The organism is Streptomyces sp. NPDC002669, from assembly GCF_042889165.1.
Taxonomy (GTDB): domain Bacteria; phylum Actinomycetota; class Actinomycetes; order Streptomycetales; family Streptomycetaceae; genus Streptomyces.
In genome coordinates, this window is record NZ_JBIAQQ010000001.1 from 215614 (window position 1) to 241420 (window position 25807).

Genomic DNA, 25807 nt, shown 5'->3' on the forward strand with positions numbered 1-25807 from the left:
CGGTGCTAGCTCCCTCGGTAAACGGAGTAGCCGAACGGGTTGAGCAGCAGCGGTACGTGATAGTGCTCGCCCGGAGTGACGGCGAAGGTGATCGCCACCTCCGGGAAGAACACACCGCTGTCCCTTACGCGGGGGGCGTCCTGCTGCGCCTCGGCTTGCTTCTTGCTGGCGAAGTACGTCCCGGTCTCGAATTCGAGCCGTACGTGGGTGGTGCCCTCCGGCAGTGCCGGCAGGTCCTTGCAGCGTCCGTCCGCGTCGGTCGCGGAGCCGCCGAGCGCCGTCCACGGCGCGTCGGCACCGCTGCGGGCGGCGAGCGTGACGGCGACGGCTGCGGCGGGGCGGCCGATGCTGGTGTCCAGGATGTGGGTGGACACCGATGCGGTGGCGGAGGTGCTCAAGACCTTCACTCTCCTTCTGATGCGCGTTCTGCGGTACGTGTCCGGGGTGTTTCCGGGACGCGTCCCGTGTTACGTGTCTTCCGTGACGAGACGGGTGAGGCGGATGCGGTTGATCTTGCCCAGTTCGGTGCGCACCTGTTCGCGCTCCTGCTCGGGCGAGTTCCCGATCCGGGACTTCACCGCGTCGCGCATCTGCTCCCCGGTGGCCCCGGTGGCGCAGATCAGGAAGACGTGTCCGAACCGCTCCTGGTAGGCCAGGTTCAGTTCGAGCATCTCGGCCTTGAGTTCCTCGGAGGCTCCGGCCATCCCCCGCTGTTCGCGGGAGGAGGTCGGGTCCCCGGGCTTCGGGCGGCCTATCGGCGGATGTCCGGCCATCGCTTCGGCCAGGTCCTCCGGGGCCAGCACGGCCATGGCGGCGTCGCTGGCGGAGAGCAGGTCCTGCAGGGTGGCGTACGGGCGTCGGGAGAGGATCGCTCTTCCCCATGCCGTACTGGCGCACACCTCGTGCAAGGTGGCGATGGCCTCGTCGTCCGCCAGAGTGTTGAACCGGGCGGGGCCCGGCGTGGAGCTCGAAGTCACGGGAGCCTCCGTGGCTGTTTTCGCTGTGCGTTTCTTCGCGCCGCGTCGGTCGGGCTGCGGATAGCTAACGCCCTCCGCAACACCACGTCAACACTTTGTTGAAATTACGCGAACGCAAAAGGCCGCCGCCCGTTCCTCCGGACGACGGCCCCGCACGATCCCGCACCGTCTTTGTTCGCCTGCGGCCTCAACTACTCGGCTTTGGCGGCATTTTCCCTGTTCAGGTAGTTGTAGATGGTGAAGCGGCTGACACCGAGCGCACTCGCCACGGTCTCCACCCCGTGCCGCACCGAGAAGGCACCGCGTGCCTCCAGGCTCCGCACCGCCTCCTGTTTGGTCCTGCGGTCCAGCTCGGCGAGCGGCTTGCCGTGCCGGCGCTCCATGGCGGCCAGGATGTGGCCGAGCGACTCCGAGAGCTGGGGCAGCCGCACGGCCATGACGTCCTCGCCCTCCCAGGAGAGCACGACGTCGTCGGCGCGGGCCTGCTCCGGTACGAGCAGCTCCGCGCCCATGGCGTCGACGAGCGGCTTGACCGCGGCGACGAGCGGGTGATCGGCCGGTTCGGTCACTTCGCGTCCTCCCCGATCACGTTGACCTGGAGCGACACCCGAGTGGCACCCGATGCCAGGGCCCTGCGCAGCAGGGTGTCCACCGCCGTGAGCACCTCGTCCGCGCCGCCCTCGGCCGTGTTGCCGAAGGGGCCGACGTCGACCGCGTCCAGATCGGCCGTCTGGATGACCTCGCGGGCCACGACCGCGTGGGCGGGCGCCTCGTCGAGATCGAAGGGCTCGGTGGTGAACTCCACTCTCAAGCGCACTGTGCCTCCCTCGTGCGCGCTCCGCTTCGCTGCGGAACCCGCGGTTCGGGCCCGACCCTAACGGACCCGCGCCGGGGCCGGGCGGCGGCGGCCCGCCCCGGTCAGCCCCGGCCCGGGGCGCCGCCCCCGTACGGCAGGACGCACACGGCGACCGGGGCCGCGAAGGCGCCCCCGGTGCGGGTCAGACCGCCGGTGCGGGCGTCGACCCGGAAGACCGTGACGGTGCTCGACCTCTGGTTGGCCGCGAAGAGCAGCCTGCCGTCGGGCGAGAGGGCGGTGTGCCGGGGGAAGTCGCCGCCGACCGGCACCGTGTCGAGCAGCCGCAGCGCGGCCCCGCCGCCCTCGACCGCGTAGCGCGCCAGGCTGTTGTGCCCCCGGTTGGCGAGGTAGGCGAACCGGCCGTCGGCGGTGACCAGGAACTGCGCGGGGTAGCTGGTGCCGGGGCCGGTCCCGGTGGACTGCGGGGCGCCCGGGGTCAGGGTGCCGGTGGCGGGGTCGTAGCCGCAGACGACGGCGGTGTCGTCGAGTTCGCAGGCCAGGTAGGCGAAGCGGCCGCCGGGGTGGAAGGCGAGGTGCCGGGGCCCGGATCCGGGGCGCAGCGACGCGTGGGAGACCCGGGCGAGCGTGCCGCGTTCCTCGTCCAGCCGGTAGGTGTACACGGTGTCGTTGCCGAGGTCCACGGCGAGGACGTGGCCGCCGTCGGGGGTGGTGACGATCTGGTGGGCGTGCGGCCCGTCCTGGCCGGGGCCGGGCGGCGGCGCGTCGTGGGCGACCAGGTCCGTGCGCTCCCCCAGCGAGCCGTCGGCCCGGACGGGGTGCACCGCGACGCTGCCCGAGGTGTAGTTCGCGGTGAGCAGCCACCTGCCGCCGGGGTGGACGGAGAGGTGGGTGGGACCCGCCCCGCCGGTGTCGCGCGCTCCCAGCACCCGGTGGGCGCCGTCGGGCGAGAGGGCCACGGCCGTCACCCGGCCCGGGTCCTGCTCGTCGACCGCGTAGACGGTGGCGCCCGAGGGGTGCACGGCCAGGTACGAGGGGTCGGCCACGCCGGTGATGACGGGGCCTGCGGTGATCGCCCCGGTGCGGGGGTCGTAGGTCGCGGTCCCGATGCCCGTGCCGCCGCCCGGCGCGGAGGTGTACGTGCCGAGCAGCAGGCCCGGGGCGGTGCGCGGGCGCGCGGCGCGCACCGGGTCCGGCGCGGGCTCCGGGGCGCCGGCCGGGGCGGGGGCCATCGAGAGGGCGGCGCCGCCGATCAGCGCTCCGAGGACGGTGCGGCGGCTGGTGGCGTGGTTCATGCGGGACACCTCGCGTGGGGGTCGGTTGCGTCGGACGCACCGGCCACCCTGACCCGCCCCGCACTCCCTCGGCAACCGGCCCGATTCCGCCACGCCCCGCGCGATCCGCTCGAAGACGGCCGGCCCGAATTCCGGGCACCCCCTTGACAGCCTCCACACCGCCGGGCAACCTTCCATCACGTAGAAACTAACTTCCGCAATACGGAAGGAGCGCCGAACCCTCATGGGCTACCCGGACCAGCGCTTCGATGTGAACCTTTCGATCCTCTTCACCGAGCTCCCGCTCCTGGAGCGCCCCGCGGCCGCCGCCGCGGCCGGCTTCACGGCGGTCGAGCTGTGGTGGCCCTGGATCGAGACCCCCACCCCGCCGCAGGCCGAGCTCGACGCCCTCAAGAAGGCGCTCGACGACGCCGGCACCCAGCTGGTGGGGCTGAACTTCTACGCCGGCCGGCTGCCCGGCCCCGACCGCGGTGCGCTCTCCGTGCCCGGTACCGAGTCGGAGCGCTTCCGCGCCAACATCGAGGTGGCGGCCGACTTCGCCGCCTCGGTCGGCTGCCGGGCGCTCAACGCGCTCTACGGCAACCGGGTCGACGGCGTGGACCCCGCCGCGCAGGACGAACTCGCCCTGGAGAACCTGGTCCTCGCCGCCCGCGCGGCCGACCGGATCGGGGCGGTGCTCCTGATCGAGACCCTCAACGCGCCGGAGTCCCCGCACTACCCCCTGGTGAGCGCACCGGCCGGGATCGAGGTCGTCGACCGGGTCAACGCGGCGACCGGCCTCGGCAACGCGAAGTTCCTCCTCGACCTGTACCACCTGTCGATGAACGGCGAGGACCTCGTCGAGGCCATCGAGCGGTACGCCGGGAAGACCGGCCACGTCCAGATCGCCGACAACCCGGGGCGCGGCGCGCCCGGCACCGGCTCGCTCCCGCTGGAGCAGCTCCTCGACCGGCTGACGAAGACCGGTTACGACGGCTGGGTCGGCCTGGAGTACAAGCCGGGCGACCGGCCGAGCGCCGAGTCCTTCGAGTGGCTCCCGGCCACCGCGCGGGCCGCCCGCTGAGGGCGGCCGCCCCCTCGTACACACGCTTATTCGGAAGGCACCCTCATGAGCAGCAATCTCCCCAAGGTCGCGTGGATCGGGCTCGGCATCATGGGCTCCCCCATGTCCGAGAACCTGATCGGGGCCGGGTACGACGTCACCGGGTACACCCTGGAGCGGGCGAAGGTCGACCGGCTGGTCGCCGCCGGCGGCACCGGCGCGGCCTCGGTCGCCGAGGCGGTCCGGGACGCCGACGTCGTCATCACGATGGTGCCCGCCTCCCCGCAGGTCGAGGCCATCGCCTACGGCCCCGAGGGCATCCTGGAGAACGCGCGGCCCGGCACCCTGCTGATCGACATGTCGTCGATCACGCCGCAGACCTCCGTGGACCTCGCGAGGAACGCGAAGGCCAAGGGCATCCGGGTGCTCGACGCCCCGGTCTCCGGCGGCGAGGCCGGTGCGATCGAGGCAGTGCTGTCGATCATGGTCGGCGGCGAGCGGACCGACTTCGAGCAGGCCGGACCGATCCTCCGGGCGCTCGGCAAAACCATCGTGCTGTGCGGTCCGCACGGCTCGGGCCAGACGGTGAAGGCCGCCAACCAGCTGATCGTCGCGGTCAACATCCAGGCGTGCGCCGAGGCCGTCGTCTTCCTGGAGAAGTCCGGGGTGGACCTCACCGCCGCGCTGGACGTCCTCAACGGCGGTCTGGCCGGCTCGACCGTCCTGACCCGCAAGAAGGACAACTTCCTCAAGCGGGACTTCGCACCGGGCTTCCGGATCGACCTGCACCACAAGGACATGGGCATCGTCACGGACGCCGCCCGCAACGTCGGCGCCGCGCTGCCCGTCGGCGCCGTGGTCGCCCAGCTCGTCGCCTCGCTGCGCGCGCAGGGCGACGGCGGCCTGGACCACTCGGCGCTGCTGCGGGCGGTCGAGCGCCTGTCGGGGCAGCCCGTCCAGTCCTGACCGGGCGGGGCCGCGAGCCCGTCCGCCCGGACGCCCCCTCGCGAAACGCCCCGTCCCCCTCGACTTCCGGACGGCGTCGGCGCTGACACCTGTCCTGTCGCGCCCAGGCGCCGGCGCCGTCCGGAACACCTCACAGCCAGATTCAACAAACTGTTGACGCCGGGTTCGGGGCGTACTTACGCTCCTGGAGCCCTGAGCCGTCGCAGTTCAGCAACTCAGCAGCTCCCGTACGGAAGGTCGCCCCGACACCATGACGCAGCGTGTGCTTACGACCGAGTCAGGCGCCCCGGTCGCCGACAACCAGAACTCCGCCACCGCAGGCGTCGGTGGCCCGATCCTCCTCCAGGACCAGCACCTGCTGGAGAAGCTGGCCCGCTTCAACCGGGAGCGCATTCCGGAGCGCGTGGTCCACGCCCGCGGCTCCGGCGCGTACGGCTACTTCGAGGTGACCGACGACGTCACCGCCTTCACCCGGGCCGACTTCCTCTCCGAGGTCGGCAGGCGCACCGAGACGTTCATCCGCTTCTCGACCGTCGCCGACTCGCTGGGCGGCGCGGACGCGGTGCGCGACCCGCGCGGCTTCGCCCTCAAGTTCTACACGGACGAGGGCAATTACGACCTGGTCGGCAACAACACCCCGGTGTTCTTCATCAAGGACCCGATCAAGTTCCCCGACTTCATCCACTCCCAGAAGCGCGACCCGTTCACGGGCCGCCAGGAGCCGGACAACGTCTGGGACTTCTGGGCCCACGCCCCCGAGGCGACGCACCAGGTCACCTGGCTGATGGGTGACCGCGGCATCCCCGCCTCGTACCGCCACATGAACGGCTACGGCTCGCACACCTACCAGTGGACGAACGCCGCGGGCGAGGCGTTCTTCGTCAAGTACCACTTCAAGACGAACCAGGGCGTGCGCTCCCTCTCCGCCGAGCAGGCCGCCGAGCTGGTGGGCAAGGACGCCAACTCGCACCAGACCGACCTGCTGCAGGCCATCGAGCGCGGGGTGCACCCGTCCTGGACGCTGTACGTGCAGGTCATGCCGGCCGCCGAGGCCGCGGACTACCGCTTCAACCCGTTCGACCTGACCAAGGTGTGGCCGCACGCCGACTACCCGCTCCAGCGGGTGGGCCGGCTGGTGCTGGACCGCAACCCGGACAACGTCTTCGCCGAGGTCGAGCAGGCCGCTTTCTCGCCCAACAACTTCGTGCCCGGCATCGGCCCCTCCCCGGACAAGATGCTCCAGGGCCGGCTGTTCGCCTACGCGGACGCGCACCGCTACCGGCTCGGCGTCAACCACACCCAGCTCCCGGTGAACGCGCCGCGCACCGCCGTCGTCGACAACTACGGCCGCGACGGCCTGCACGCCACCCGCAACGGCTCGCGCCACGACAAGAACTACGAGCCCAACTCCTACGCGGGCCCCGCCCAGACCGACGCGGCGCTCTCCGCCCCGCTCGCGGTCCACGGCTGGACCGGCACCCACGCGGCGCCCGCCCACACCAAGGACGACGACTTCTTCCAGGCGGGCGAGCTGTACCGGCTCATGTCCGAGGACGAGAAGGGCCGGCTGGTCGCCAACATCGCGGGCGGGCTCTCCCAAGTGACCCGCGACGACGTGATCGAGAAGAACCTCGCCCACTTCCACGCCGCCGACGCCGACTACGGCAGGCGCGTGGAGGAGGCGGTCCGCGCCCTGCGCGAGGACTGACCCCCGGACCCTGCCCGTGCCGTGTACCCGGATGAGGGGTGGCACACCGCACGGGCAGGACGGGGCCGCGGCGGCGCGACGCCAGTGCGGTGGCGGAGGCCGGAGCGTCTCCCCGCCCCCCGACCTGAGGGGGGCGGGGGCGCCCGGCCCGCTCGCCGCCGCCGCGGCCCCCGTCACTTCCCCGGCCGGGGCGTGGCGCACGGAACCGTATCCGTGCTCCGCGCCCCGGCCGCTTCCGTGTCCCCCTCTCCGTTCGGACGGCCGGTCCCGGAGCAGCGCGCGAGGGACCGGGACCGCGTACGGGGGACCCGCACGACGCCTCGTGGAACGGATGCGCCGCGGCCCCCGCCCCGGGACTCGGGACGGGGGCCGCGGCCGGCCGCAGGGCGCTCAGGACACCGGGAGCGGGCGGATCGCGGTCGGTGCGTGGGACGGTTCCGTGGCGAGGTCCTCGAACTCGTTGACGGACGCGATGTCCGTACCGCTCATCGCGATGTTCGTCACGCGCTCCAGGATCGCCTCGACCACCACCGGGACCCGGAACTCGGCGGCCAGCTTCTTCGCCTCCTCGAAGGCGGGCAGCAGCCGGTCCGGCTCGGTGACGCGGATCGCCCTGCAGCCCAGCCCCTCGACGACCTTGACGTGGTCGACGCCGTACCCGCCGAGCTCCGGCGAGTTGATGTTCTCGAACTCCAGGTTGACCTGGAAGTCGATGTCGAAGTTGCGCTGCGCCTGGCGGATCAGCCCCAGGTAGGAGTTGTTCACCAGGACGTGGACGTACGGGATGCGGTGCTGCGCGCCGACGGCCAGCTCCTCCAGCATGAACTGGAAGTCGTAGTCGCCCGAGAGCGCGACGACGGAGCCCTCCGGGTCGGCCGTGGCGACGCCGAGCGCGGCCGGGATGGTCCAGCCGAGCGGCCCGGCCTGGCCGCAGTTGATCCAGTGGCGCGGCCGGTGGACGTGCAGCATCTGGGCGCCGGCGATCTGGGAGAGGCCGATCGTGGTGACGTACCGGGTCTCGGGTCCGAACGCCCGGTTCATCTCCTCATACACCCGCTGCGGCTTCAGCGGCACGTCGTCGAAGTGCGTACGGCGTTGCAGCGTGGCGCGGCGCTCCTGGGTGGCGGCGGCCCACCGCGAGCGGTCCTTGAGCCTCCCGGCCGCCTTCAGCTCGCGCGCCACCTCGACGAACAGCTTCAGCGCCGCCCCGGCGTCGGAGACGATGCCGAGGTCCGGGGCGAAGATCCTGCCGATCTGGGTGGGCTCGATGTCCACGTGGACGAAGGTGCGGCCCGCCGTGTAGACGTCGAGCCTGCCCGTGTGGCGGTTGGCCCAGCGGTTGCCGATGCCGAGGACGAAGTCGGACTCCAGGAAGTTGGCGTTGCCGTAGCGGTGCGAGGTCTGGAGGCCGACCATGCCCGCGTTCAGCTCGTGGTCGTCGCCGATGGCGCCCCAGCCCATCAGGGTCGGGACGACCGGAATGCCCGTCAGTTCGGCGAATTCCACCAGGAGTTCGGACGCGTCGGCGTTGATGATGCCGCCGCCCGCGACGATCAGCGGGCGCTCGGAGGCGTCGAGCAGTTCCAGCGCGCGTTCGATCTGCTTGCGGGTCGCGGCGGGCTTGTGCACCGGCAGCGGCTCGTACAGCTCGGGGTCGAACTCGATCTCGGTGAGCTGGACGTCGATGGGCAGGTCGATGAGGACGGGCCCGGGCCGGCCGGTGCGCATGAGGTGGAAGGCCCGCTGGAAGACGCCGGGAACCTGGGCGGCCTCCAGGACGGTGGTCGCGGCCTTGGTGACGGGCCCCGCGATCGAGGCGATGTCGACCGCCTGGAAGTCCTCCTTGTGGAGCACGGCGGTGGGGGCCTGGCCGGTGATGCAGAGGATCGGGATCGAGTCGGCGATGGCCGAGTAGAGCCCGGTGATCATGTCGGTGCCGGCCGGTCCCGACGTGCCGATGCAGACGCCGATGTTGCCCGGACGGGCCCGGGTGTACCCCTCCGCCATGTGGGAGGCGCCCTCGACGTGCCGGGCGAGCGTGTGGTGAACCCCGCCGGCGGCCTTGAGGGCCGCGTAGAAGGGGTTGATCGCCGCGCCCGGCACGCCGAACGCGTTGCTGACGCCTTCACGCTTGAGGATCTCAACTGCCGCTCGGGCGGCGGTCATTCGAGGCATTGAGTGCTCCTGCCGGGATCTGGTGGATTCGGGCTCTGTCGCGCCACCTGAGAGCACCAATTCCGCATTACGGAAAATTGATTCTGTTATACGGAAGTAAATTTAAGGTGCGGCCCGGCGGCCGTCAAGGGACGGCGCATCCGGCGGCCCGTGCGCCGGGCCCGGCCCGCGAAATGCGTCAAGTCCCTCCCCCGCGGCCCGCTCCTGGTGAACCATGGGTGGACAACGGAGTGGGCCCGCCGGCCGGCACCGGTGTGTTCCGGTGCGCCGACCCGGCGCCCGTCGCGGGGCGGGCCCGGAGCCCGGAGGGAGACCATCGTGGAGTCGGTGCCGGTACGCTGCCCGGCCTGCGGCCGCGACCACGCGTACAGCGCCCCGGCCTACCCCTGCCCGTGCGGCACCCCGACCGCCCCGACCCTGCTGCCCGGCGCCCCGGCCCTGCCGGTCACCCACCGCACCTGGAACGACGACTGGGTGACGGTGTGCTGCCCCGGCTGCGGACGCCACGACCAGTGGCCGCGACCGGAGCTGTACTGCCCCTGCGGGGCGGTGCTGCGCGTCCCGGTCCGCCCCGCGGCGCCCCCGGACGGCGCGGCCCCGCCGTCCCACATCCCGCTGCCGCGCACGGCACCGGCGCCCCGGCCGGCGTTCCGGCCCGCGGCCGTCCACGACGCGGACGACGCGGTCGCCACCGCGGCCCGGTACCTGCGGTGGCTGGGCTACCGGGACGTCGTACGGGCGTCGCGGCCCTCCCCCGCGCGGATCGACCTGCGGGCCCCCGGGCTGCTGGCCCAGGTCGACGTGTCGGCCCGCGCGACCGCCCTGCGCGACGTGGAGTGCCTCTGGCTGCACGCCCTCGACGCGGCGGCCACCGGCGTGCTGTTCTCGGTCCCGGGCTACGCGCCGGACGCCGGGGCGCACGCGGACCGGCTGGGCGTGCCGTTGTTCACGATGGACGCGGCGGGTACGCCCCGGCCGGTCAACGGCCCGGCCGACGAACTGCTCGGCACCGGGGCCCGGGCCTTCCCGTCCGGGCCGGCCGACCCGGGGCGACATACTGGGCACATGCGCATCCGTACCGCCCGCCGCTCCGATCTCCCGCTGCTCCAGGACATCGAGCGCGCCGCCGGCGAGCCGTTCCGCACGCTCGGCATGACCTCCGTCGCGGACGACGACCCGCCGCCCCTCGACCTGCTGGACGCATACCGCCAGGACGGCCGGGCCTGGGTGGCGGTGGACCCCGACGACCATCCGGTCGGCTATCTGATCGCCGACCCGGTCGACGGGGCGGCCCACATCGAGCAGGTCTCCGTGCATCCGTCCGCCGCGCGGCGCGGCCTGGGCGCCGCCCTCATCGCCCACCTCGAAGGGTGGGCGGCCGGCCGGCGGCTGGACGCGCTCACCCTGACGACCTTCTCGCACGTCCCGTGGAACGCGCCGTACTACGCCCGGCTCGGTTTCCGCACGCTCGGCGAAGCGGAACTCACCGACGGGCTGCGGAAGATCAGGGCGGAGGAGGCCGAACACGGCCTGGACCGCTGGCCACGGGTCTGCATGCGACGCGAAATCCCGCACATCGCACGCCCGTAGCGTCACACCGGAACCGGGCGACGACAGAGAGTGCGATCGGTCACGTTCGGGCCAGGGCGCCACAAATGTTCGGCCGGTGTCGGTGGCGGGCCCTAAAATGGTGCCCATGGTTTTAACTGCACGGCATACCCCATCCACCGACAGACCGCGCGCGACCCGTTCGAAGCCCCGCTCCGCCGCCCAGGCGAACGAGGCGATACGGGCCTTCGTGGACGCCCGGGCCGGCCAGGACTGGTCCTCCGTGGAGTCCGCCGCCTACGAGGTACTGCTGCTCGAATGGGCGGCCGCGACCCGGGGCGGTACCGGCGACATCATCGAGGCCGCCTGACCGCACCCGGGCCGGTCCGGTCCTACCGGCCGTAGCCCTGCCGCAGTTCGATCTTCCGGACCTTCCCGCTGACCGTCATCGGGAAGGTCTCCAGGATCTGCAGCCGCCGCGGGATCTTGTAGTGGGCCAACTGCTCGCGGCAGTACTCCGTCACCTCGTCGAGCGTCGGCGGGTCCGCCGGGTCCTTCGGGATGACGCAGGCCAGGACCTCCTCGCCGTAGGTGTCGTCGGGAACCCCCACCACCTGCACGTCCGCGATCTTCGGGTGGCGGTGCAGGAATTCCTCGATCTCCCGCGGATAGATGTTCTCGCCGCCCCGGATGATCATGTCCTTGATCCGGCCGACGATCTGTACGTAGCCGTCCTCCCGCATCACCGCGAGATCGCCGGTGTGCATCCAGCGGCCCGCGTCGATCGCCTCCGCGGTGCGTTCGGGCTGTTCCCAGTAACCGAGCATCACGCTGTAGCCGCGGGTGCAGAGTTCGCCCGCCTCGCCGCGCTCCAGCGTCACCCCGGTCACCGGGTCGACGACCTTGACCTCGATGTGCGGCATGACCCGGCCGGTGGTCCCGGTGCGGCGTTCCAGGTCGTCGTCACGGCGGGTCTGGGTGGAGACCGGCGAGGTCTCCGTCATGCCGTAGCAGATGGACACCTCCTCCATGTGCATCTCGGCGACGACCCGCTTCATCACCTCGACCGGGCAGGTCGATCCGGCCATGATGCCGGTGCGCAGCGAGGAGAGGTCGTAGGAGCCGAAGTCGGGGAGGTTCAGCTCCGCGATGAACATGGTGGGGACGCCGTAGAGCGAGGTGCAGCGTTCCTGCTGCACGGCGGCGAGGACGGCGGCGGCCTCGAAGGCGGGGGCCGGGATCACGATGCAGGCGCCGTGCGAGGTGGCGCCGAGGTTGCCCATGACCATGCCGAAGCAGTGGTAGAAGGGCACCGGCAGACAGATCCGGTCCTGCTCGGTGTAGGCGATCAGCTCCCCGACGAAATAACCGTTGTTGAGGATGTTGTGGTGGGAGAGCGTGGCCCCCTTGGGGAAGCCGGTCGTGCCCGAGGTGTACTGGATGTTGATCGGGTCGTCGCAGGACAGCTCGGCCTCGCGCGCGGCGAGCCGGTCCGGCGTCACGGTCCCGGCACCGGCCAGCAGTTCGTCCCAGCTCGGGTCGCCGATGTAGTGCACGGCGCGCAGCGCGGGGCAGTCGGCGCGGACCTGGTCGACCAGGGCGCGGTAGTCGCTGGTGCGGTGCGAGAGCGAGGCGACCAGGAGCGAGATCCCGGCCTGGTTCAGTACGTACTCCAGCTCGTGCGCCCGGTACGCGGGGTTGATGTTGACCATGACGGCGCCGATGCGGGCGGTGGCGTACTGCACGAGCACCCACTCCGGGCAGTTGATCGCCCAGATCCCGACCCGGTCCCCCTTGGCCACGCCCGACGCCATGAGCGCGCGGGCCAGTTCGTCGACCGCGGCGCCGAACTCGCTGTACGTCCAGCGCCGTCCCGACGGGACGTCCACCAGCGCCTCGCGTTCGCCGAACGCCTCGACCGCCCGGTCGAGGTTGCGTCCTATGGTGTCGCCGAGCAGCGGTGTGGTGGCGGCGCCGTGTGCGTAGGAGAGCTCGCTCATCGCAGGTTCCCCTCGTCGTACTCGGTGCCGGTGCCGCGGGCCGTGCGCTCGCGCAGTTCGATGCGGCGGATCTTGCCGGAGACGGTCTTGGGCAGTTCGGCGAACTCCAGCCTGCGGATCCGCTTGTACGGGGCGAGGACCGACCGGGAGTGCTCGAACAGCAGCTTCGCGGTGTCGGGGCCGGGCTCCCAGCCCTCCGCCAGGACCACGTATGCCTTCGGGACGGCGAGCCGCACCGGGTCGGGGGCGGGGACGACCGCGGCCTCGGCGACCGCCTCGTGCTCCAGCAGCGCGCTCTCCAGCTCGAACGGCGAGATCTTGTAGTCGGACGCCTTGAAGACGTCGTCGGCGCGGCCGACGTAGGTGATGTAGCCGTCCTCGTCGCGCGAGCCGATGTCGCCGGTGCGGTAGTAGCCGCCGGCCATGGCCTCGGCGGTCCGGTCCGGGTCGCCGTGGTAGCCGGTCATCAGGCCCACCGGGCGGTCCGACAGGTCGAGGGAGATCTCGCCCTCCAGCGCGCCGGGCTCACCGGTGACCGGGTCCAGGAGCTCGACGCGGAAGCCGGGGCTGGGCCGTCCCATCGAACCGGCCTTGAGGAGCTGGCCCGGGCTGTTGGCGACCTGCACGGCGGTCTCGGTCTGGCCGAAGCCGTCCCGGATGGTGACGCCCCAGACCCGCCGCACCGTCTCGATGACCTCCGGGTTCAGCGGTTCGCCGGCCGCGACGACCTCCCGCGGCGGGGCCTTCAGCTGGGAGAGGTCGGCCTGGATCAGCATCCGCCAGACGGTGGGCGGGGCGCAGAAGCTGGTGACGCCCGAGCGGTCCATCTCGGCCATCAGCCGGGCGGCGTCGAAGCGGGTGTAGTTGAAGATGAAGACGGTCGCCTCGGCGCTCCAGGGCGCGAAGAGGTTGGACCAGGCGTGCTTGGCCCAGCCCGGGGAGGAGATGTTGAGGTGGACGTCCCCGGGCTTGAGGCCGATCCAGTACATCGTCGCCAGGTGACCCACGGGGTAGGAGACGTGGGTGTGCTCGACGAGCTTGGGGCTGGCGGTCGTGCCTGAGGTGAAGTAGAGCATCAGCGGCTCGTCGGCGTCGGTCTCCCGGTCCGCCTCGAAGGTGTCCGGCTGCTCGTCGGCGCCGGTGTACGACCGCCAGCCGGGCACCTCCGCGCCGACGGAGATCCGGGTGTAGTCGCCGGGCACCTCGTCGAACTTGGCGGTGTCGGCGTCCCGCACCAGAACGTGCCGGACCCGGCCGCGCTCCACCCGGTCGCGCAGGTCGACCGGGCCCAGCAGCGGGGTGGCGGGGATGACGACGGCGCGCAGCTTCATCGCGGCCAGGGCGGTCTCCCACAGCTCGACCTGGTTGCCGAGCATGACGAGGATGCGGTCCCCGGCCCGTACCCCCTGGGCGCGCAGCCAGTTCGCGGCCCGGTTGGAGCGGGCGGACATCTGCGCGAAGGACACCTCGGTGCGGCCGCCGTCCTCCTCCACGATGTGCAGGGCGGTGCGGTCGTTGTCCTCGGCGATGACGTCGAACCAGTCGAGCGCCCAGTTGAAGTGGTCGCTGCGGGGCCAGCGGAACCCCTCGTAGGCCGCGAGGTAGTCCTCGCGATGCCGCAGCAGAAAGTCCCGGGCGGCCCGGAACGTCTCCGTCGCACTGGTTGCCGACATGTGCCCTCCTCATTGCGGACCGGACCGGTCACTTAACATCATGTAAACAGTGACCCAGGTCTCACCACCCCCGAACGGGGGTGCAGCGCGGGGTGGCCGATCCCCCGGACCGGGCAGGGAGGCGTCAGCGTGCCGGAATCCGTCGATGCGGTGGAGATGCAAGCCGCGCTGCTGAGGCTGCGCCGGACCAGCGGACTGCCCGTGGCCTTCGGCGGACTGCTCGCCGATGCCCGCCACGCCCGCATCGCCGAGCTGAACGGGGCGCAGACCGCCGCCCTGCGCGGGCTCGTCATCTCGGCGGGCAGCGGGCTCGGCGGCAAGGCGATCGCCCTGTCCCGGCCGTGCGCGGTGACCGACTACCACTCCTCGCGCCACATCAGTCACGAGTACGACCTGGCCGTCGCGGCGGAGGGCCTGCGCTCGGTGGTCGCGGTGCCCGTCGTCGTACGGCGCAGGGTGCGCGGGGTGCTGTACGGGGCGCTGCGCGAGCCGATCACGCTCGGGGACCGCACGTTCGACGCGGCGGTGTCCGCCGCCCGGGACGTGGAGCAGGCCCTGGTCGTGCGGGACGAGGTGCAGCAGCTGCTGGCCACGACCCGGGAGCAGGTGACGGACCCGAGGGCGGCCCCGGAGGCGTGGGAGGACGTCCGCGAGGCGCACCGCGAGCTGCGTTCCCTGGCGCCCAAGGTCCTCGACCCGGCCCTGCGCGACGAGCTGTTGTCGGTGTGCGGGCGGCTCGCGGCGGCGGCTGGTGCCCGCACGCCGGAGCCCTGCGGGGTGCGGCTGGCGCCGCGCGAGGTGGACGTGCTGGCCTGTGTGGCGTCGGGGGCGACGAACGCGGCGGCGGCGAAGCGGCTCGGGCTGCGGCCGGAAACGGTCAAGGGGTATCTGCGTTCGGCGATGCGCAAGCTGGGGGCGCACACCCGTCTGGAGGCGGTGGTGGCCGCCCGGCGCGCGGGGCTGCTGCCGTAGCGGCCGCCGCGGGCGTTCTCCCGCCTCCCCTCCCCCCGCTTCCGCCGCTCCCGGCCGCGGGCCCTTTCCCGGTGGCGGCCCCCGCCCCCCTCGGTCCGCCGCCCGACGTCCTCAGTCGAAGTCGACGAACGTCGCGAACCTGATGTCGTATCCGTCCGCTCCGTGCGCGTCGGCGGCGTCCGGTGCGGGCATGGCGGTGAGCATCCGCACGGCCTCCTCCGCCACTGCGTCGCGACCGGCGCGGCCGAGGTCGCCGAACGGCTGCACGGTGAGGGTGGCCGGTCCGGTGCCGGACTCCGGGCCGGTGGCGACGTCCCGTCGCCAGATCGCCGCGAGGAAGCCGTCGACCAGCACCGAGCCGTAGGTCTGGTTGCCTTTCCCGTTGCGTCCCCGGTACCGCGGCGGGATCACGCGCGTGCGGTCCGCGTGGCCGAGCAGCACGTTGTCGAACTCGGGCAGGAAGCGGGGCGGGGCGGGGGTGTCCTCGGCCGGGCGCGGGGCGTCCGGCAGGTCGAAGAGTTCGACCCCGTTCCCGTCCCGGAAGGTGATCAGTCGCGGCCGCAGCCGTTCGAAGACCTCGCGCAGCCGGGTCAGCCCGGCCCAGCTCTGCATGTCCTGCACGGAGGCGGGCCCGAAGGCCCCCAGGTAGCGCAGGACCAGGCCCTCCGGGGAGGGGGCCCGTTCCGGGGCACCGTCGAGCCAGTGCCCGAGGGTGGTCAGCGCGACCCGGCCGCTCCTGCCCCACAACCCGCGCGGCGTGACCTGGACCAGCGGCAGCAGGCAGCGGGCGGCCGTTCCCAGGGCCTGCGGGTCGGCGTCGGGCCATTCGGCCGCCAGCACCTCGCGGATCTCCTTGGGCGTGCGGGGCCGCTCCTCGACGAGTTCCCGGGCGAGTGCCCGGAGCCGGTCCCGGTCCACCCCGACGAGCCCCTTGCGGAACAGGTTGAGCTCCCGGTCCCGCGCCGGCTGGACGAACGGGCGCAGGGTGAGCGCGTCGGCGGCGGTGTGCAGGTGGATGGTGGACCGCAGGGTGACCATGCGGACCGCCTCGCGGGACTCCAGCAGCCCGGCGAGCTCGGCCGGGTCGAAGCCGTCGAGGCGGGCGAGGAGCTGGTAGTAGGGCGGTTTGACGTTCTGCGCCTGGAGGCCGACCAGGTGCTCCACGGCGTCCTTCGCCGGCATCGCGGTGCGGCGCAGCAGCAGCTGGCGTTCCAGCGTGGCGCGGTTCAGCGCGCGGGTGGACAGCACCGCGGGCAGGAGGGCCCCCTTCCCGGCAGGGGCGTCCTTCCCCGCGGCGGGGCTCTTCGTGGCGGTGGGCTTCTTCGTGGCGACCATGAGCGGCACGGTACGCACCCTTGCGGACAGCTTCGGTCCTCATGGGGACCCGTGCGGCAATTCGCGCGCCCCGGCGGGGCCGGCCGGAACCGATTGTCGCGATCGGGTCGCGCTCCCCGCCCGACCAGGGCTATTCTCCGGTCGAGCCATGTGTGGCGAACGGGCAAGGGGCCCGGTTCTTTTTTGGGGGTTGGTGTGGTTTCTGGTCGCGTCGTGCGGTTCGACGGAGCTCGGGGATACGGATTCATCTCACCCGATCACGGGGGTGAGGACGTCTTTCTTCATGTGAACGACATGCTGATCCCCGAGTCCTATGTGCATACGGGCACGGCTGTCGAGTTCGAGATCGAGGACGGTGACCGCGGGCTGAAGGCCTCGTCGGTCAGGCTTGCCGAGGGGCCGGACGGGAAACCCGTGACGCCGCCGCGGTCCGCGGCGGCCTCCGGGGCGCCGGACGACGACGCCCTGTGCGACGTGCTCAGCCCGGCCGAGTTCACGCGGGACGTCACCGACGTCCTGCTGGAGTCGGCACCGACGCTGACGGGGACTCAGATCCTTCAGGTCCGGCGCGGGTTGCTGCAGTTCGCGAAGAACCGCGGCTGGACCGAGGGCTGATCCCGGACAACGTACGCATACAGCAGGGCGACGCCCCGCGACCGGACCCCTCGGGCCGTCCCGGTCCGCGGGGCGTCGCCCTGTCCGCGCCGCCCGCCGCCTACACCGGCCCGCCGCCACCCCGGGGCGTGCCCAGTTGTTCGCCCTTCACCTCCCGCACCACGAGCGGGGTACCCAGCACCTGGTGTCCGCCACTGGCCAGCATGCGGACCTCGCCCCGGTCGCTGATCTCCGCGCGCACGATTCCGGTCTCGTCCTCGTAGACCGGGTATCCGCCCGCCCCCGACTGCGCGGTGCGCCAGACGGTCACCGTGTCGTCCTCCACTGCGGATGCCTGAAACACCAGCTGGTAGCTCTCCGGGTAATCCATGGCGGTCTCCGTGACGGGTGGGCAGGGCATCTTCCGCCTGCACCTTCCATGGTCCCTCCGTCCGGCCCGTCACGCCCGAGCAGCGGCCTCGCGCCCCGGCCACTTATCCTGAACGCGTACGGGCGGTTCGACGACATTCGGGTACACACCGCACGAAGGCCCCCTTTGTCCCGAGTCGTATGCGTCGCGTGCACGGCATGCACGGCATGTGCGACCGGGATCCCCGAGGATCGGGAAGGGACACACCATGAATGATGCCGACAGGGGAGATGACGTCTACCAGCCCCAGCAGCCGGAGGCCTCGGACCCCATGGAACAACTCGACGTCGAGGACACCCTGGACGACCGGGGTCTGACCGACGCGCTCGACGAGGGCTACTCCCCGCCCGAGCGCCCATGGGCGGTGGAGGACCTGGGCACCACCGCGGCCGAGCAGCAGACCGGGGAGTCGCTGGAGAGCCGGCTGGCCAGGGAACTGCCCGACACCGCGGGGGCCGACGGCGACGGGGACGGCATGGGGGACCTGTCCGACGGCGACGGCGAGCCGTGGGACGGCGAGGTCGGCACGGTGCGCGCCGGACGGCTCACCCGGCAGCTGGACATCGACGAGCCGGACACCCTGGCGGCCGAGGACGTCGGCATCGACGGGGCCGGGGCCTCGGCCGAGGAAGCGGCCATGCACGTGGTGTCGGACGGTTAGGACCGCCCCGTACCGCCCCGCCCGTCCCCTTCCCTCCCGGCCCGGCCATGACCTCGGAAGTAATCGACGCCCCGCGCGCCTTCGGACATCGTGGTCCTCACCAGCACACGGAAGCCGGACCCGAGGCCGGACCGCGAGGAGAGGACACATCCGATGGCCGTGTACGAGGACGCCGTCCAGCGCTACTTCACCGCCTGGAACGCCACCACGCCCGAGGAACTGGAGAAGGCCGTCGCGGCCGCTTTCACCGAGGAGGCCACCTACACCGACCCGTTGGCCGACGTGCGCGGCCACGACGGGCTCGCGGCCGTCATCAGCGACGTCCACCAGCAGTTCCCCGGCTTCGAGTTCCGTCCGGCAGGCGCCCACGACGGGCACCACGACATCGTGCGCTTCGGCTGGGAGCTGGTCTCCACCGCCGACGGCTCGGCGCCCGTCGCCGGGTCGGACGTGATCGCTCTCGCCGACGACGGGCGCATCGCCTCGGTCAGCGGCTTCCTCGACCGCGTCCCCGGGGCCTGAGCACCGGGCGGGCCGCCTCGCCGCCCGGTCACCGCTTCGCCGCGGGCGGCCGGGCCTCCCGCGAGGACGACGCGCGGGCCTGGGCGGGGAGCGCGGCGAGGCCGGGGGCCTGCTCCAGCGGGCGGTCGGTGAAGAAGCGGGCCACGAGGTCCGCGACGTCGTCCGGCCGTTCCAGGACGACCCAGTGGTCGGAATCCCCGATCGTGACGAACCGGCTGCCCTCGATCGTGGCCGCGAAGGCGCGCTGCCGTTCGGGCGAGGTCACCGTGTCGTGCTCGCCGGCGAAGACGAGGGTCGGTACGCCCGTCAGCCCGCCGGAGAAGTCCGGCCGGTGCTCCAGCGCCCGGTGCAGGGACCGCGCGGCGTGCGGGGAATGGTTCAGGGCGTGCAGGAACGAGCGCCGCACATAGCGCCGCGCCAGTTCGCCCCGGTGGACCCGGCGCTCCGGGTCCTGGCACATCAGCACCCCGGCGGCCAGGGCGGCGAGCCCTTCCAGGTCACCGGTCCCCAGCCGGCCGACGGCGGCGCTCCACCGCTCGCGCTGGTCCTCGGTGATGTGGGACGGCACCCCGCCGAGGGCCAGCCGGGCGACTCGGCCGGGGTCGCGCCGGGCGCAGCCGAAGGCGATCGCCGTCCCGTAGGAGAACCCGAAGAGGTTGACCTTCGGCACGCCGAGGTCGTCGATGATCCCGGCGACGGCGGCGCACAGGACCTCGTTGCCGGTACCGGCCGGCATGGGGTCGGCGTCTCCCATGCCGGGCAGGTCGGCGGTGACGACGGAGGCGAACGGCCCCAGGTGGTCGTCCATCTGCGGCCAGCCGTGCATCCCCTGGAGCGCGCCGCCGAGCACGATGACCGGCTCGGTGCGCGGGGCGGCCTGGCGCAGGACCCGGTAGCCGTAGCGCAGTCCGTCCACCGCCAGGGTCCGGATGATCTCGTCGGCCATGATGGCTCCGTGTCTCTGGGGTTTCCGGTCAGGGCCTGGTGAGGACGAGTGCGGCGTTGTGTCCGCCGAAGCCGAGCGAGGTCTTGACGGCCGCGTCGAACGTTCCCCGCCGGGCCTCCTTGCTCACCACGTCGACGGGGATGTCGGGGTCGGGGGCGTCGAGGTTCACGGTGGGCGGGACGAGTTGGTGCTGGAGCGCCAGCACGGTCAGCGCGGTCTCGATGCCGCCGGCCGCCCCGAGCGTGTGCCCGGTCATCGCCTTCGTCGAGGTGACCAGGGGGTGTTCGCCGACGACCCGGCGCAGCATCGTGGCCTCGATGAGGTCGTTGGAGACGGTCGAGGTGCCATGGGCGTTGACGTGTCCGACGTCCCGGGGGTCGAGCCCGGCGTCCGCGAGCGCGGTGCGCAGCGCCCGTTCGATGCCCCGGCCCTCGGGGTCGGGGGCGACGGCGGAGTAGGCGTCGCAGGCGGCCCCGTAACCGGCGACGTGCGCGCGGACGGTGGCGCCGCGGGCCCGGGCGTGCTCCGGCCGCTCCATCACGAGGAGTCCGGCGCCCTCGCCGACGACGAAGCCGTCGCGGTGGGTGTCGAAGGGGCGGCAGGCGGCCCCGGGGTCGTCGCGCCGGGTGGAGACGGCCTTCAACTGGCAGGCGCTGGCGATCAGCAGCCGGGAGCAGACCGATTCGGCGCCGCCCGCGACGACGATGTCGCAGGCCCCGGTGCGGAGCATCTGGTGGGCGGTGCCGATGGCGACGGTGCCGGAGGAGCACGCGGTGGAGACGGCCTGGCTCGGGCCGAGGGCTCCCAGATCGGTGGCGACGCTGCTGGCCGCGCCGTTGACGACGGTGAGCGGGGCGAGTTTCGGGGAGACCCGGCGGGCGCCGCGTTCGGTGAGGATCGTGTGCTGTTCGTCGTAGAAGGGCAGTCCGCCGTGCGCGGAGCCGATGACGACGGCGACCCGTGCGCCGTCCCAGAGCAGGGGGTCGAGTCCGGCGTCGGCGACGGCCTCGCGGGCCGCGATGACGGCCAGTTGCGAGAAGCGGTCCATCAGCCGCGCGGTGGCCACTCCGAGCCGGGCCCGGGGGTCGAGGCCGGTGATGGTGTACAGGAAGTCGCAGGGCAGGCCGTGGAGTTCGGGCCGGCGCAGGACCGAGGGCGGGTCCGATGCCTCGGTGACGGCGCTCCAGGTGGCCCCGGCGCCGGTGCCCGCCGCGGTGACCAGGCCGATCCCGGTGACGGCGGCGGCGAACGGTTCGGGGCGGTACGGGCGGGCCGTCACGCGACGATCCTGTGGTGCACCGCGTCGACGAGCCGTTCGACGGTGTCCCGGGAGGTCAGGTGCACATCGTCCAGATCGACGCCCAGCCGGTCCTCGATGAGCAGCCGGAGCTCCTCCAACGCGAGGGAGTCGAGTTTGAGGTGACGCAGCGACACCTCGGGCCGGATGGCGAGGGGGTCGGTCCCGAAGTTCGCCACCAGCAAGTCGTTGATCTCTTCTGCCGTGCTCATGCGGCGCTCCTGCGCTCTCGTACGCGGTGACGCCCTGCCGCGTGAGGGGTGAGTGCCATCGAGGGACGCCGGCCGGTCCGGAGGAACCCTTTATACGCCTTGGCGAAGAAGAAACCGGTCCGCGTTCCCCCGTACGACGTTGGGGCGACCGGGTGTACGAATCCGACGGCCCGCACCGCCCGTCCGGCGTGTCGGCACCCGTACCGCCCGGGGCGCCGGCGCCGCGGACCGGGACGAAAGCCCCTCCCCTTCCGCCGCACTTCGCCCGTACACTCCGCGATCATGACGATCGATATGAATCGGGCCGACGGTCCCGCGCTCTTCGCCACGATGTCCACCATGCGCGCGATGCGCCGCCTGAAGCCGGAGCCGGTGCCGGACGAGACGCTGGAGCAGCTGATACAGGCGGCCGTCTGGGGTCCCAGCGGCGGCAACATGCAGTGCTACGAGTACGTGGTGGTGACCGACCGTGAGGTGATGGCCCGTCTCGCGCCGTTGTGGAAGCGGTGCGTGGGCGCCTATCTGGCGACGACCGGGAAGTACCCGCCGAAGGGCATGGACGAGGCGGCGTACGGCCGGATGGTCGCCGCGATCGAGTACCAGCGCGACCACTTCGCCGACACCCCGGCGCTGATCGTGCCGTGTTACCGCTTCCCGGAGCCCCGCCTGGACGAGGAGGGGCTGCTGGCCTCCGCGCGGGCGCTCGGCCCGGCCGCCACCGAGCGCATGGCGCACACCCGGACGCGTTTCCAGGCGCTCGCCGAGGGCTCCTGCGTCTACCCCGGCGTGCAGAACCTCCTGCTCGCCGCGCGGGGCCTGGGGCTCGCCGCGAACATCACCATCTGGCACCTGATGCTGGAACAGGAGTGGAAGGAGGCGCTCGGCATCCCCGAGGACATGCACACCTACGCCGCCGTCCCGGTCGGGTGGCCGCAGGGCAACTTCGGCCCGGTCCGGCGCCGTCCGGTGACGGAAGTCATCCACCGCGACCGCTGGTAGGACCGCTCCGCCCCGAAGCACTCCGGTCCGCTCCATTCCTGCCCGGCAACCGCCGCCCCGGTTGCCGGGCAGGTCATCGGGCATCCCTGAACACTGCTCAACTCCGTTGGAGTGAAAGGGAGTTCGACACACCGTCAGATGATTGTCATGCCCTTAACAGATGGATAGTCTGAGCGGGCTTCGCGGCCCCTCGGCCCACCCCACTCGGGCCCGGGGGCCATTCTTCTCCCCCCACCCACCGAGCAGGAGCAGGTATGCCCCGACGCCCCGCCGCCCTCACCACGGGCCGCGCATCCGTCCTCGCGGCCCTGACCGCCACCGTCCTGACCGTGACCGGCACCCCGGCCGTCGCCGCCCCGGGCGACGACCACCCGATGGACCGGGCGTTCGCGCGGGCCGCCGCGGAGTTCGACGTACCCCGTGATCTGCTCGCGGCCGTCGGCTACGGCGAGACCCGCCTCGACGGCCATTCGGGACGCCCCAGCCAGGCCAACGGCTACGGCGTGATGCACCTGGTGAGCAACCCCACCAACCGGTCGCTGGAGCGGGCCGCCGCCCTCACCGGCGAACCCCTCTCCGAGCTGCGCACCGACACCGGGGCCAACATCATGGGCGGCGCGGCGGTGCTGCGCGCCCACGCGGACAAGCTCGGCCTCGACGCCCGGGACCGCGACGACATCGACGCCTGGTACCCGGTCGTCGCCCGGTACAGCGGCTCGCAGGGGCCCCTGGCCGCCCTGTACGCCGACACCGTCTACACCTTCCTGGCCGACGGGCTCGACGCCGTCGTGCCCGGGGGCGAGCGGATCTCGGTGACGGGCCGTCCGGTCGCCCCGCAGAAGGGCTCGGTCTCCGCCGCCGACGTGAGCACCCGGAGCACCGACTACCCGTCGGCGCTGTGGGCCGCGGCCCACACGAACAACTACACCAAGGGGCGCACGGCGAAGATCGACAAGGTCATCGTCCACGTCACGCAGGGCTCGTACGCGGGCTCGATCAGCTGGTTCCAGAACCCGACGGCGGAGGTGAGCGCCCACTACGTGGTGCGGTCCTCCGACGGGCAGATCACCCAGACCGTGCGCGACAGCGACACCGCGTACCACGCCCGGAGCGCCAACGCCTCGTCGCTCGGCATCGAGCACGAGGGCTTCGTCGACGACCCGTCCTGGTTCACGGACACGATGTACCGCTCGTCGGCGGCCCTGACCAAGCACCTGTGCGACCGGTACGGCATCCCGAAGGACCGGGCGCACATCCTCGGGCACAAGGAAGTACCGGGCAACGACCACACCGACCCGGGCCCGTACTGGGACTGGAACCGCTACATGGAGCTGGTCGGCGGGGACAACGGCGGCGGCACCAGCGACGGGCTGAGCTTCACCTCGTACGCGACCCAGCAGAGCGGCTCGACGGGCGCCCAGGTCGAGGCCGTCCAGCGGCTGCTGAACGAGCAGGGGCAGAACGCGGGCGCGGTGGACGGCAGCTTCGGGCCGACCACCAAGAGCGCGGTGATCGCCTACCAGAAGGCGCGCGGCCTGGTGGCCGACGGCATCGTGGGGGCCAAGACCTGGACCGCGCTGCTGTCGGCGGGTTCGGCGACGTCCCTCCAGGAGGGCTCGTCGGGCGACGCGGTCAAGCGGCTCCAGCGTTCGCTGACCGCGGCGCTCGGCTCGACGGTCACCGTCGACGGCAGCTTCGGACCGGCGACGACGACCGCGGTGCGCAGCTACCAGACGGGCCGGGGCCTGGTGGCCGACGGACTCGTGGGGGCCAAGACCTGGGCGGCGCTGCAGGCCGGGCGCTGACGGACGGCCCCGGACATCCCCCGGGCGGGGCGGCGCGGCACGGGCCCGCGGCGCCCCGCCCGTCCCCGTTCGCCCGTCGGCCCGTCACTCGGACGGCGGGCCGGCGGGGCACCGCCCGCGAGGCGTCGGACGCACGCAATGTCCGGGCAACCTTCCGGAAACCCTTGACGTTTCTCCTGACTCGTTCTTAACCTCACTGCGTAGTTCGTACTTCTTGCAGTTCACGTGCTGCGGCGCTTTCCGCAGTGTTTTGACAGGCACAGACACAGACCACCTGTCGGTGGTTTCGTCGTGCCTGTTTTTTTGCGCTCCCCGTGCCACCGATGGGTCTTCCCCGAAGGCGGATTCATGGCACAACGTCCGAGCGTCAAGGGCGTCGGCGACGTCGTTGCGCTCATCGATGGGCTGGGCAAGATCACCGGCCGGGCGCAGGTCATCTGGTTCCTCGTGTTCGGCGGGCTGTTCCTCGACGCCTACTCGAACGCCGCGCTGAGCGCCGGTCTGGGGCCGATGACGACCCAGATGGAGCTGACCAGCACCCAGGTGTCGATCCTCACGGCCACCGCTCCGGCCCTGGCGATCATCTTCAACCCGGTGGGCGGCTGGCTCGCCACCCGGATCGGCCGCGTCCCCCCGCTGCTCATCGCCAAGGTGTTCGCCATCGCGGGGGCCCTGCTGGCCGCCTTCGCCGGTGACTTCACCGTCGTCTGGTTCGGCCGGGTCCTGGTGGGTGTCGCGTACGGCATCGACTTCGCCGTCGCCATGGCACTGCTCGCCGAGTACACCCCCGCGAAGCTGGGCGGCCGGCTGAACCTGTGGCAGGCCGTCTGGTACGTCGCCACCACCAGCAACCTCGCGCTCGCCCTGGTCTTCTTCAACCTGGACGTCGGCGCGGACATCTGGCGCTGGTCGGTCGGCTCGGCCGCGGTCGTCGCCGGGGTCCTGCTGGTGGGCCAGTGGCTGATGCTCAAGGAGAGCCCCACCTGGCTGGCGAGCAAGGGCCGGCTGGACGAGGCCGTCGCCAACCTGGACCGGATCTACGGCATCGAGGCCGTCGCCGGCCGGCCGGACGAGGTCACCCGGGCCGCGACCGAGGCGCCCGCCATCGGCTTCCGCCAGGCCGGGCTGCTCTTCAAGGGCGACTACCTGCCCCGGACGGTCCTCTCCTCGGTCATCTCGCTCGGCCAGTCGATGCAGTACTTCGCGGTCGGCTGGTACCTCCCGCTGATCAGCCTGACGATCTTCGGCGAGAGCTTCGAGAAGGCCACGATCGGCTCGATGGTCTTCAACGCCTTCGGCATCGCGGGCGGCCTGCTCTCCGCGTACTTCGGCCGCCGGCTCGGGCTGCGGCTCAGCTCCGCCGCCGGGTTCGCCGGGGTCTTCGTGGCGCTGCTCGCGATGGGGCTGACCTTCGAGAAGGTGCCCACGGCCGTGGCGTTCCTGCTGCCGGTGCTGTTCATCCTCTGCCACTCCTCGGGCCCCGGCGCCAACGGCAAGTCCATCGCCGCGCTCTCGTACAGCAGTGACGTCCGCGCGCTCGGCACCGGCGTCACCGGGATGGTCGGCAGTTTCGGCAGCGTCGTCGGGCTGTACGTCTTCCCGCAGATCAAGGACTCCCTCGGGCTGGCCGACACCTTCCTGGTGCTCTCCGTCGTGCCGCTGCTCGGTCTGATCACCTGCCTGGCGATCAAGTGGGACCCCACGAAGGCCGCCTCCCCCGACGAGGTCGCCGCCCGGGCCGGTGCGGCGGAATCCGCGGCGCCCGCCACCGCGCGCTGACCGGCCGCCGGACCCGTCGCACCCCACGATGGTCCCCTCCCCTCCGTATCCCTCCGC

At 72.3% G+C, this 25807-nt stretch carries 25 protein-coding genes and 1 pseudogene; 13 read left to right on the forward strand and 13 right to left on the reverse strand.

Translation table 11 applies throughout. The features are described from left to right. Positions 1–5: 5 nt before the first annotated feature. The 5 genes from uraH to ACFYW1_RS01000 all read right to left on the reverse strand — a co-directional run bounded on the left by uraH (position 6) and on the right by ACFYW1_RS01000 (position 3086). Positions 6–398, reverse strand: a complete 393-nt coding sequence (gene uraH, locus ACFYW1_RS00980) for a hydroxyisourate hydrolase (protein WP_388985336.1) — start codon at positions 396–398, stop codon at positions 6–8. 69 nt (positions 399–467) lie between these two features. Next, positions 468–977 carry a 2-oxo-4-hydroxy-4-carboxy-5-ureidoimidazoline decarboxylase gene (gene uraD / locus ACFYW1_RS00985; protein ID WP_388985338.1) on the reverse strand — a complete coding sequence of 170 codons (510 nt, stop codon included), beginning with the start codon at positions 975–977 and terminating at the stop codon, positions 468–470. A 191-nt stretch (positions 978–1168) separates the two neighbouring features. Then, complete coding sequence (locus ACFYW1_RS00990) at positions 1169–1546, reverse strand: helix-turn-helix domain-containing protein (protein ID WP_388985340.1); 378 nt, start codon at positions 1544–1546, stop codon at positions 1169–1171. Next, the gene (locus ACFYW1_RS00995; protein WP_388985342.1) at positions 1543–1794 is read right to left on the reverse strand and encodes a hypothetical protein; all 252 of its coding nucleotides are present in this window, start codon (positions 1792–1794) and stop codon (positions 1543–1545) included. Before ACFYW1_RS00995 ends, ACFYW1_RS00990 begins: the two co-directional genes overlap by 4 nt. Positions 1795–1895: 101 nt before the next feature. Next, complete coding sequence (locus ACFYW1_RS01000; protein WP_388985344.1) at positions 1896–3086, reverse strand: lactonase family protein; 1191 nt, start codon at positions 3084–3086, stop codon at positions 1896–1898. A gap of 223 nt (positions 3087–3309) precedes the next feature. Between ACFYW1_RS01000 and ACFYW1_RS01005 the strand changes: the two genes are divergently transcribed. The 3 genes from ACFYW1_RS01005 to ACFYW1_RS01015 all read left to right on the forward strand — a co-directional run bounded on the left by ACFYW1_RS01005 (position 3310) and on the right by ACFYW1_RS01015 (position 6802). Beyond that, the gene (locus ACFYW1_RS01005; RefSeq protein WP_388985346.1) at positions 3310–4149 is read left to right on the forward strand and encodes a TIM barrel protein; all 840 of its coding nucleotides are present in this window, start codon (positions 3310–3312) and stop codon (positions 4147–4149) included. A 45-nt stretch (positions 4150–4194) separates the two neighbouring features. Further along, positions 4195–5094, forward strand: coding sequence for a 2-hydroxy-3-oxopropionate reductase (locus tag ACFYW1_RS01010; protein WP_388985348.1), 900 nt, complete (start codon positions 4195–4197; stop codon positions 5092–5094). A gap of 250 nt (positions 5095–5344) precedes the next feature. Continuing rightward, the gene (locus ACFYW1_RS01015; RefSeq protein ID WP_388985350.1) at positions 5345–6802 is read left to right on the forward strand and encodes a catalase; all 1458 of its coding nucleotides are present in this window, start codon (positions 5345–5347) and stop codon (positions 6800–6802) included. 390 nt (positions 6803–7192) lie between these two features. On the opposite strand, the gene gcl is transcribed toward ACFYW1_RS01015, so the two are convergent. Continuing rightward, on the reverse strand, positions 7193–8968 hold the full coding sequence (gcl, locus tag ACFYW1_RS01020) for a glyoxylate carboligase (protein ID WP_388985352.1): 1776 nt from the start codon (positions 8966–8968) through the stop codon (positions 7193–7195). Between the two features lie 327 nt (positions 8969–9295). Between gcl and ACFYW1_RS01025 the strand changes: the two are divergent. From ACFYW1_RS01025 to ACFYW1_RS01035, 3 genes and pseudogenes are all read left to right on the forward strand, one after another. Next, positions 9296–9994 (forward strand): annotated as a pseudogene (locus ACFYW1_RS01025) (hypothetical protein); the annotation flags it as partial. 48 nt (positions 9995–10042) lie between these two features. Continuing rightward, positions 10043–10567 carry a GNAT family N-acetyltransferase gene (locus ACFYW1_RS01030; RefSeq protein WP_388985899.1) on the forward strand — a complete coding sequence of 175 codons (525 nt, stop codon included), beginning with the start codon at positions 10043–10045 and terminating at the stop codon, positions 10565–10567. Positions 10568–10673: 106 nt separating this feature from the next. After that, entirely contained in the window at positions 10674–10895 is a 222-nt protein-coding gene (locus ACFYW1_RS01035; protein ID WP_388985354.1) for a hypothetical protein, read from the forward strand. Between the two features lie 22 nt (positions 10896–10917). On the opposite strand, the gene ACFYW1_RS01040 is transcribed toward ACFYW1_RS01035, so the two are convergent. Both ACFYW1_RS01040 and ACFYW1_RS01045 read right to left on the reverse strand, forming a co-directional pair. Then, the gene (locus ACFYW1_RS01040) at positions 10918–12525 is read right to left on the reverse strand and encodes an AMP-binding protein (protein WP_388985356.1); all 1608 of its coding nucleotides are present in this window, start codon (positions 12523–12525) and stop codon (positions 10918–10920) included. After that, positions 12522–14198 (reverse strand): AMP-binding protein, encoded by a 1677-nt coding sequence (locus ACFYW1_RS01045; protein WP_388985358.1) that lies wholly within the window; start codon positions 14196–14198, stop codon positions 12522–12524. Before ACFYW1_RS01045 ends, ACFYW1_RS01040 begins: the two co-directional genes overlap by 4 nt. A gap of 129 nt (positions 14199–14327) precedes the next feature. Here ACFYW1_RS01045 and ACFYW1_RS01050 point away from each other — a divergent pair, with 129 nt between their 5' ends. Then, on the forward strand, positions 14328–15170 hold the full coding sequence (locus ACFYW1_RS01050) for a response regulator transcription factor (protein WP_388985360.1): 843 nt from the start codon (positions 14328–14330) through the stop codon (positions 15168–15170). A 111-nt stretch (positions 15171–15281) separates the two neighbouring features. Here the strand turns inward: ACFYW1_RS01050 and ACFYW1_RS01055 are convergent, their stop codons facing one another. After that, positions 15282–16505 carry a winged helix DNA-binding domain-containing protein gene (locus tag ACFYW1_RS01055; protein ID WP_388985362.1) on the reverse strand — a complete coding sequence of 408 codons (1224 nt, stop codon included), beginning with the start codon at positions 16503–16505 and terminating at the stop codon, positions 15282–15284. 195 nt (positions 16506–16700) lie between these two features. Here ACFYW1_RS01055 and ACFYW1_RS01060 point away from each other — a divergent pair, with 195 nt between their 5' ends. Continuing rightward, the gene (locus ACFYW1_RS01060) at positions 16701–17120 is read left to right on the forward strand and encodes a cold-shock protein (RefSeq protein ID WP_388985902.1); all 420 of its coding nucleotides are present in this window, start codon (positions 16701–16703) and stop codon (positions 17118–17120) included. Between the two features lie 100 nt (positions 17121–17220). On the opposite strand, the gene ACFYW1_RS01065 is transcribed toward ACFYW1_RS01060, so the two are convergent. After that, a complete protein-coding gene (locus ACFYW1_RS01065; protein ID WP_388985364.1) occupies positions 17221–17490 on the reverse strand; it encodes a DUF6296 family protein in 270 nt (89 codons plus the stop codon). A 247-nt stretch (positions 17491–17737) separates the two neighbouring features. Here ACFYW1_RS01065 and ACFYW1_RS01070 point away from each other — a divergent pair, with 247 nt between their 5' ends. Then, positions 17738–18190: a DUF5709 domain-containing protein gene (locus ACFYW1_RS01070; protein ID WP_388985366.1), complete on the forward strand. Its 453-nt coding sequence runs from the start codon at positions 17738–17740 to the stop codon at positions 18188–18190. A 153-nt stretch (positions 18191–18343) separates the two neighbouring features. Continuing rightward, positions 18344–18712 (forward strand): nuclear transport factor 2 family protein, encoded by a 369-nt coding sequence (locus ACFYW1_RS01075; RefSeq protein WP_388985368.1) that lies wholly within the window; start codon positions 18344–18346, stop codon positions 18710–18712. Positions 18713–18740: 28 nt separating this feature from the next. On the opposite strand, the gene ACFYW1_RS01080 is transcribed toward ACFYW1_RS01075, so the two are convergent. From ACFYW1_RS01080 to ACFYW1_RS01090, 3 genes are read right to left on the reverse strand one after another with little or no spacing between them, the layout of a single operon-like run. Beyond that, positions 18741–19658, reverse strand: coding sequence for an alpha/beta fold hydrolase (locus ACFYW1_RS01080; RefSeq protein WP_388985370.1), 918 nt, complete (start codon positions 19656–19658; stop codon positions 18741–18743). Between the two features lie 28 nt (positions 19659–19686). Next, positions 19687–20937 carry a beta-ketoacyl-[acyl-carrier-protein] synthase family protein gene (locus ACFYW1_RS01085; RefSeq protein WP_388985372.1) on the reverse strand — a complete coding sequence of 417 codons (1251 nt, stop codon included), beginning with the start codon at positions 20935–20937 and terminating at the stop codon, positions 19687–19689. Further along, complete coding sequence (locus tag ACFYW1_RS01090) at positions 20934–21167, reverse strand: acyl carrier protein (RefSeq protein WP_388985374.1); 234 nt, start codon at positions 21165–21167, stop codon at positions 20934–20936. Before ACFYW1_RS01090 ends, ACFYW1_RS01085 begins: the two co-directional genes overlap by 4 nt. Positions 21168–21449: 282 nt before the next feature. Here ACFYW1_RS01090 and ACFYW1_RS01095 point away from each other — a divergent pair, with 282 nt between their 5' ends. From ACFYW1_RS01095 to ACFYW1_RS01105, 3 genes are all read left to right on the forward strand, one after another. Continuing rightward, positions 21450–22166, forward strand: coding sequence for a nitroreductase family protein (locus ACFYW1_RS01095; protein WP_388985376.1), 717 nt, complete (start codon positions 21450–21452; stop codon positions 22164–22166). Positions 22167–22420: 254 nt separating this feature from the next. Then, positions 22421–23971 (forward strand): N-acetylmuramoyl-L-alanine amidase, encoded by a 1551-nt coding sequence (locus ACFYW1_RS01100; protein ID WP_388985378.1) that lies wholly within the window; start codon positions 22421–22423, stop codon positions 23969–23971. A gap of 348 nt (positions 23972–24319) precedes the next feature. Beyond that, positions 24320–25750, forward strand: coding sequence for an MFS transporter (locus tag ACFYW1_RS01105; protein WP_388985380.1), 1431 nt, complete (start codon positions 24320–24322; stop codon positions 25748–25750). Positions 25751–25807 lie beyond the last annotated feature (57 nt).